This is a genomic window from Dysgonomonas sp. Shenzhen-Wh21 (genome assembly GCF_043392705.1).
Lineage (GTDB): Bacteria > Bacteroidota > Bacteroidia > Bacteroidales > Dysgonomonadaceae > Dysgonomonas.
The window spans coordinates 1-7,301 of record NZ_JAIXHZ010000136.1 but is presented as its reverse complement, the minus strand read 5'-3'; the positions used below and the strand labels follow the sequence as shown (position 1 = coordinate 7,301).

The following is a 7,301-nucleotide window of genomic DNA, read 5'->3' as shown; positions in this document are numbered from 1 at the left end:
AGCTATTGCCCAGAAAAAGAATTATAAAGTAGTACCTTTGGTAGGGCCTTCTTCCATTCTTCTTTCGCTTATGGCATCGGGGTTTAACGGACAAGGATTTGCTTTTCACGGTTATTTGCCTATTGATGGGTCGGAACGTATCAAGAAAATCAAACAACTTGAAAATCTAATACACCATGAACATCAGACACAGATATTTATAGAAACCCCCTATCGTAAACAAAAGCTGGCCGAGGATATCATCAAGCATTGTACGCCTTCCACAAAGCTGTGCATTGCGATGAATATCACTTGTGAAAATGAGTATATCAGAACTCTCTCAGTAAAACAATGGGCAAAGCAATTACCCGATATGGCAAAACAACTATGTATCTTCCTTTTATATAAATAAGGTAACACCTGCCACTTTTTCATAAAGCTGACAAACAGTAGATTGCAGACAAAAGGTGACAAAAGTGACACTTTTTCATAGTTTTTTAAATGTCACTTTTCTTACTAAAAAGATAATTATGTCAAAGAACAATATCTATTAATAAGATAATATTATTCTTTAAAAATATAGGAAAGAAACAAGTGCTCTACACTATTATTTTTTTGAAGAAAAACTGTCAATAAATATTCTTTATCACGATTTTCTACAATATCAATAGCGGTTTGCTTTTCTATGATTTTACGATTCAATCCGTATTTTTGTAAAAATGGTTTGTCATTCCCTATTTGATACAACAGTTGCTTTCTTTCTCTTTTTTCTATTTTATCGTCCCAAAATCCATGTGGGCGTATCTTAAAGTTACAATAATAGTCTGTTCTTAGTTCTGTAAACAAATCAATACCTCGTGATAATAAGAAGTTGTGCAAAAACAAAAAAATATCTTCTAACCGATAACCATGATGCGGAAGATTATGTAAATTATAATACTGCCCTATTTCATCAAATAGCTCGAAGTAACGATCTTTATAATACGTGTCAGTCAACACCTGCATGGTACGGCTAAACTTTCCGCTATTCCAATATTTTTCGAGGGCATGCTCGGCATCATGTATACGTTCGAGTTCTTCGTGGCTAATATCATTATTCGATTCTATTTCGTATGGAGCTAGAAGGCTGTATTTGTATCCATATTTATCGGCGTTACGTCTAAGCGATGTACCTCTCAGCATCTTTAGAAAGCCTAGTTGAAGTTCTTTTGCCTTCAGGCGAAATACATCATTAAACGACTTTACAAATCGCTCATAAGTCTCGTAAGGTAATCCGGCAATGAGGTCAAGATGCAAATCAATTTTACCGCCATTCATCAGTTTTTGTATATTTCCTGCCAGTAATTCAAAATTCTGCTTACGCCTTACTGCAATATTCGTAGGTTCGTAGGTAGATTGGATACCAATTTCGAATCTGAAATAGTTTTGCGGTAAATTTTTATTCAAGTAATTTATTGATTCGTCAGTGAGCAGGTCTGCATATATTTCAAACTGACAGCTTAATCCCGGACGGTAATGATCAATCAAAAAATCAAATACAAATCGGGTATGTTCCTTATTTAGGTTGAAGGTACGATCAAGAAACTTGATTTGTTTGGCATTACTCCCGATAAAATAAGAAAGATTTTCAACAATATGATGCCGAGGGAAATAACGGACTCCCTTTTCGAGTGAAGACAAGCAGTATTGACACTGATAAGGACAGCCTCGAGATGTTTCGAAATACAGCAATCTGTTTTTCATATTTTCCTTATCTTCTTCCAGTTGGTATGGAGAGGGCAAAGAAGCCAGTTTCTCTAAATCAGCTTTAGCGACAATCCTACTTACCGAACCTTTCTTCGATATGCCATCTATAACGGGTTCACGATTAGTGCTTATAGCCGTAAGCAATTCACCTAGTACAAATTCACCTTCTCCGCTAATCAGGTAATCGACATCCCAATTTTCAATAAAATAATCAGGCTCATAAGTAACCTCGGGGCCTCCTATAATTATAATGGTTTGTGGACTTCTTTCTTTGATTAAATCAATCAAAAGTTTCACCTTTTCCACGTTCCATATATATACACTGATACCAACAACATCTGGCTTTTGTAATAAAAGATCGTCTACAATTGTATTTACGTCTTCTTTTATTACATATTCCTTAAACGAGATATCGAATTTATCTTTGTTGGCTACATACAGCCATCGCAGAGCAAGCGAAGTATGTATATATTTAGCATTGAGCGTGGTTAGTAATACTTTCATTATGTAGATACTATGATTAACTCATAATACATTTATACATCGTGTGCAACTTAATCAATTAAACAATATACCTTACCCTCTGATGATCGATTGAGTCTTGCAAGCTCTAATCTTCATTTTCGAGAATCTGTTTTGCTCTTTCAATAGCAATGTTTATGTTATCACAAATATTTATTTCTCCTATCATATTGGGAATTTCCGACTTCTCTATCATAGCATGCACCTCGGGCCTTACTCCAGACAGTACAACTTGTATTCCGTCCTTCATCGATTTACTGCATAAACCGGTCAAGTTGTGCAATCCGGTAGAATCAATAAATGGGACCAAACGCATCCGAATAATTCTTATCTTGGAGCTTTCTCCAATCTCACGCATGCTTTCATCAAACTTGTTAGCTATACCAAAGAAAAACGGCCCATCTATTTCATATACTTCAACGCCCTCGGGCAATGATAGTATCTCTTCATTTTGCGTAAATTCACTTTCATCGGTCAGGTCTAGTTGATCTTTTATAACAGACACTTGTGAAACCTCATTTATTCGCTTCAAGAATAATACAACAGCTAATAGTAGTCCAACCTCTATAGCTACCGTCAGGTCAAATATTACCGTCAGGAAAAATGTAATCAACAATACGGCAATATCCGATTTCTGATTTCTCAAAAGAGATTTGAATGTACGCCACTCACTCATATTGTATGATACAATAACAAGTATTCCGGCAAGACAAGCCATAGGAATGTATTGAGCCAAGGGCATAAACAGAAGTAAAATAAGCAACAATACCACTGCATGTATGATTCCGGCGATAGGAGTACGTCCTCCGTTGTTAATATTGGTCATCGTACGAGCTATAGCTCCTGTTGCAGGTATACCACCAAACAAAGGTGTCACAATATTCGCCACTCCCTGCGCTATAAGCTCAGTGTTTGAATTATGCTTCTCGCCTCCGATCACACCATCTGCAACCGTCGCCGACAAAAGAGATTCTATAGCCCCAAGCATTGCGATAGTGATAGCAACAGGTAACAAATCTATAATTGCAGCCATATTAATCACCGGAATTTCGGCATCGGGAATTTCGGCCTTTATCCTGAAGCGATCCCCAATAGTATCTATCACTTCTATGCCGACATACGTTTTTAATAGATATACAACTACTGTTATTATTAAAATTGCGACGAGCGACCCCGGAACCTTTTTCACAATGCGGGGAGTCATTACAATTATAAATATACTGGCTATGCTTATAAGTGTATTCCACCAGTTGATCGTTCCAAAATATTTAAAATACATTATCCATTTTCCGATAAAATCTCCGGGTAGTTTTTCACCGCCAAAGTTCAATCCGAAAACATCTGCTATCTGGGTTGTAAATATAGTAACGGCGATACCGCTTGTAAAACCTACAATAATAGGATATGGTATAAATTTTATAATCTTCCCTAGCTTAAACACACCTAAAAGGACGAGTATAACACCCGAGATAATAGTTGCAATAATAAGTCCCTTGATGCCATGGGTTTGAACAACTCCATATACAATAACGATAAAAGCTCCTGTTGGTCCCCCAATCTGTACCCGACTTCCACCCATGAACGATATAATAAATCCGGCAATAATGGCGGTTATAATACCCTTTTCGGGAGTAACACCCGATGCTATACCAAAAGCCAAAGCAAGAGGCAGGGCAACAATGCCGACTATAAGGCCAGACATCAGGTCGTTTATGAATTTTTCTTTATTGTATGTTCTTAAGGAAATAAATAGCTGAGGAGTAAAGTCTTTTAGGAAATCTTTTTTCATAACAAACGAGGAATGGATTAATGTGATTTATTATTTGCTATAAAATACATAAAAAATATAACATTCTGAATTACAATATTTAGAAGCACTTATATAATTTCTTCCAACGATGCAATAGCAAGTCCTGATGTTCAATTTTCAGGGCACAAAGGTATAAAATCATTTGAATTCTTTCTTAGAAAAGGATTTTAAATATTAAATTTGTAAAAATCATTTTTTAAAAACTATCATCAAAGTTATGGAAAAAAGTATTAAAGGCACAGAAACAGAAAAATGCCTACTCAAATCTTTTGCCGGAGAATCACAGGCAAGAATGCGTTACACAATGTTTGCAAGCACTGCGAAAAAAGAGGGATATGAGCAAATAGCAGCAATATTCCTCGAAACAGCAGATCAGGAAAAAGAACATGCAAAACGTATGTTTAAATTTCTAGAAGGCGGTATGGTTGAAATAACAGCCATGTATCCTGCCGGAAAAGTTGGTACTACCGAAGAAAATTTAATTGAAGCAGCAGCCGGAGAACATGAAGAATGGGCTATTGATTACCCTGCATTTGCTGAAATAGCAGAGAAAGAGGGATTCAAAGAAATTGCAGTAATGTACCGAATGATAGCAAAAGTAGAGAACATGCACGAAGACCGTTACAAAGCGCTATTGGCTCGTGTACAAAGCAATGGCGTTTTCTCTCGCGAAGAAGCTATCGACTGGCAATGCCGCAACTGTGGATTTGTAATCAAAAGCAAGGTGGCACCCAAGACATGTCCTGCTTGCCTTCACCCACAGGCTTATTTCGAGCCACTTAAATGGAATTTCTAAACAGAAATTTTAATTAGATTTCGCAAAAAAAAAGAAAAAAGGGAATTAGTTTTACTAGTTCCCTTTATAATTTTTAATACCCGACTATTTATTTTTAGCCCAGGTAACTTTTCAATAATTTGCTTCTCGAATTTTGTCTTAAACGCTTAATTGCTTTCTCCTTAATTTGACGTACACGCTCACGTGTCAATTGAAACTTATCTCCAATTTCTTCAAGGGTCATTTCTTGATACCCAATACCGAAGAACATTTTGATAATCTCACTTTCCCTTTCTGTCAATGTTGATAATGCACGTTCGATCTCCTGCTGGAGCGATTCGTTTATCAACTTACGGTCTGCAATTGGGGCGTCATCATTTACAAGTACGTCTAACAGACTGTTGTCTTCTCCTTCAACGAAAGGAGCATCCATCGAAATATGTCGTCCTGAAACTTTTAGCGAGTCGGCGATTTTATCAACCGGTATATCTAATTGCTCTGCTAGCTCTTCTGCCGATGGCTTGCGTTCGTTTTCCTGCTCAAACTTAGAAAATGCCTTGCTGATCTTATTCAGCGAGCCTACCTGATTGAGCGGAAGGCGTACGATACGCGATTGTTCCGCTAAAGCTTGCAATATAGATTGGCGAATCCACCATACCGCATAACTGATAAATTTAAACCCTCTGGTTTCGTCGAATTTTTCCGCAGCTTTGATTAGTCCCAAATTTCCCTCATTAATTAAGTCGGGCAAGCTTAATCCCTGATTCTGATATTGTTTTGCAACAGATACCACAAATCTAAGATTGGCTCTTGTAAGTTTTTCGAGTGCTGCTCGGTCACCTTTTTTAATAGCCTGCGCTAACTCTACTTCTTCCTCGACCGTAATTAGATCTTCACGTCCAATTTCTTGTAAATACTTGTCTAATGACGCGCTCTCGCGATTAGTAATTGACTTTGTAATCTTTAACTGCCTCATATACAGATATGTATAATAAAATACCCCAAAAATGTTTGCAAATATAGTAAAAAAATACTAGATAGTCACCATCAACAGTCTGGTTTTATTGTTGAATGGCTTAAATAGTACTTATTAAAAAGAATATTATTTTGTACTTCATAAAGTTTATACATATAAATAACGCTTAAGTAACATTATTGTTTTGAACTTAAGCGTTATTTATATTTTAATACGAATATGATACTTATTCGCTAAGATCTACCGCATAATATTTCCTTGCACCGGATGGGGTTATTCCGGATATAAACAATACTTTATCCTGACTGCCTGCTGTTGATGTGATAATGTTTTCTACCTGACTTGGAGATGATACAGGTTGATTATTTATCTTCTGAATAATAAAACCTTTGCTTATTCCTTCTTTGTAGAATTTACCACCATTGTCTACACCTGCTACTTCAACACCATAGCTTACGCCTAAGTCTTTCTTCTTGTCAGCCGATAGCTCTTTGAAGGCAGCACCTACAGCAGCTATACCGTCGCCTTTTTTGACTACAGATGTATTGCCCGAACTATTTTTAAGTGTAACATCATAAGTCTTAGTAGAGCTTCCTCGGATTATATCTACTTTTACCTTATCTCCCGGACGGAACCTGTTTACCTGATCTTGAAGTTCACTCACTCCCTTAACCTTCACGCCATTGATAGCTGTAATCACATCACCTTCTTCCAATCCTGCTTGTTTAGCCGGGCTCATTTCAGCAAATCCACCAACATAAGCACCTTCATTTGCTTTAAGGCCTTTAGTTTTGTCCGGATTAGCTTCCTTCGCTACAGAAATATCCTGAATCATAACACCCAACACTGCACGTTGCACAGTACCGTATTCTTTTATATCTGCTACAACTTTTCCTGCAATAGAGATAGGAACAGCAAAACCATATCCAGCGAAGTCACCTGTTTGTGAATAAATGGCCGTATTGATACCGACTAGTTCTCCGTTTGTATTCACAAGTGCACCACCACTGTTTCCTCTATTAATAGCAGCATCTGTCTGTATAAACGATTGGATATCTCCACTATTTGCACCGATACCTCCACGACCTTTAGCGCTTACAATTCCGGCGGTTACTGTAGATGTCAGGTTGAAAGGATTCCCTACTGCCAACACCCATTCTCCTACTTTCAAGTTATCTGAATTACCAAATGGTATATATGGAAAATCATTCCCTTCTATTTTCAGCAAGGCAATATCTGTCTGCGGATCTGTACCTATTAGCTTAGCTGTAAACTTCCTATTGTCGTTCAATGTAACCTCTATCTCATTTGCCTTGTCAATCACGTGATTGTTAGTAACAATATAACCATCTTTTGAGATAATAACACCCGAGCCAAAGCCTACACTAGGTTGGGGAGTACCAAAATCCTGTCCTCTATCCCCAAATCCGAAGAAATATTCGAATGGATCAATTGCTCTTTGACGTCCTTGTACAGGAGCCTGAGATTTTACT

6 protein-coding genes are annotated in these 7,301 nt (G+C 37.2%); 2 read left to right on the top strand and 4 right to left on the bottom strand.

Annotation, left to right across the window (positions count from 1 at the left end; genetic code table 11):
* The coding region (locus LDB17_RS09405) for an SAM-dependent methyltransferase (protein WP_393925008.1) at positions 1 to 391 on the top strand (391 nt) is incomplete at its 5' end.
* Between the two features lie 152 nt (positions 392 to 543).
* Here the strand turns inward: LDB17_RS09405 and LDB17_RS09400 are convergent.
* Complete coding sequence (locus LDB17_RS09400) at positions 544 to 2,229, bottom strand: B12-binding domain-containing radical SAM protein (RefSeq protein WP_252638679.1); 1,686 nt, start codon at positions 2,227 to 2,229, stop codon at positions 544 to 546.
* 106 nt (positions 2,230 to 2,335) lie between these two features.
* On the bottom strand, positions 2,336 to 4,036 hold the full coding sequence (locus LDB17_RS09395) for a SulP family inorganic anion transporter (RefSeq protein ID WP_252638678.1): 1,701 nt from the start codon (positions 4,034 to 4,036) through the stop codon (positions 2,336 to 2,338).
* Positions 4,037 to 4,274: 238 nt separating this feature from the next.
* Between LDB17_RS09395 and rbr the strand changes: the two genes are divergently transcribed.
* The gene (gene rbr, locus LDB17_RS09390) at positions 4,275 to 4,853 is read left to right on the top strand and encodes a rubrerythrin (RefSeq protein WP_006843541.1); all 579 of its coding nucleotides are present in this window, start codon (positions 4,275 to 4,277) and stop codon (positions 4,851 to 4,853) included.
* Positions 4,854 to 4,947: 94 nt separating this feature from the next.
* On the opposite strand, the gene LDB17_RS09385 is transcribed toward rbr, so the two are convergent.
* Both LDB17_RS09385 and LDB17_RS09380 read right to left on the bottom strand, forming a co-directional pair.
* The gene (locus LDB17_RS09385; protein ID WP_006843542.1) at positions 4,948 to 5,808 is read right to left on the bottom strand and encodes an RNA polymerase sigma factor RpoD/SigA; all 861 of its coding nucleotides are present in this window, start codon (positions 5,806 to 5,808) and stop codon (positions 4,948 to 4,950) included.
* Positions 5,809 to 6,034: 226 nt separating this feature from the next.
* On the bottom strand, positions 6,035 to 7,301 hold a 1,267-nt coding region (locus LDB17_RS09380; RefSeq protein WP_393925007.1), incomplete at its 5' end, for a Do family serine endopeptidase.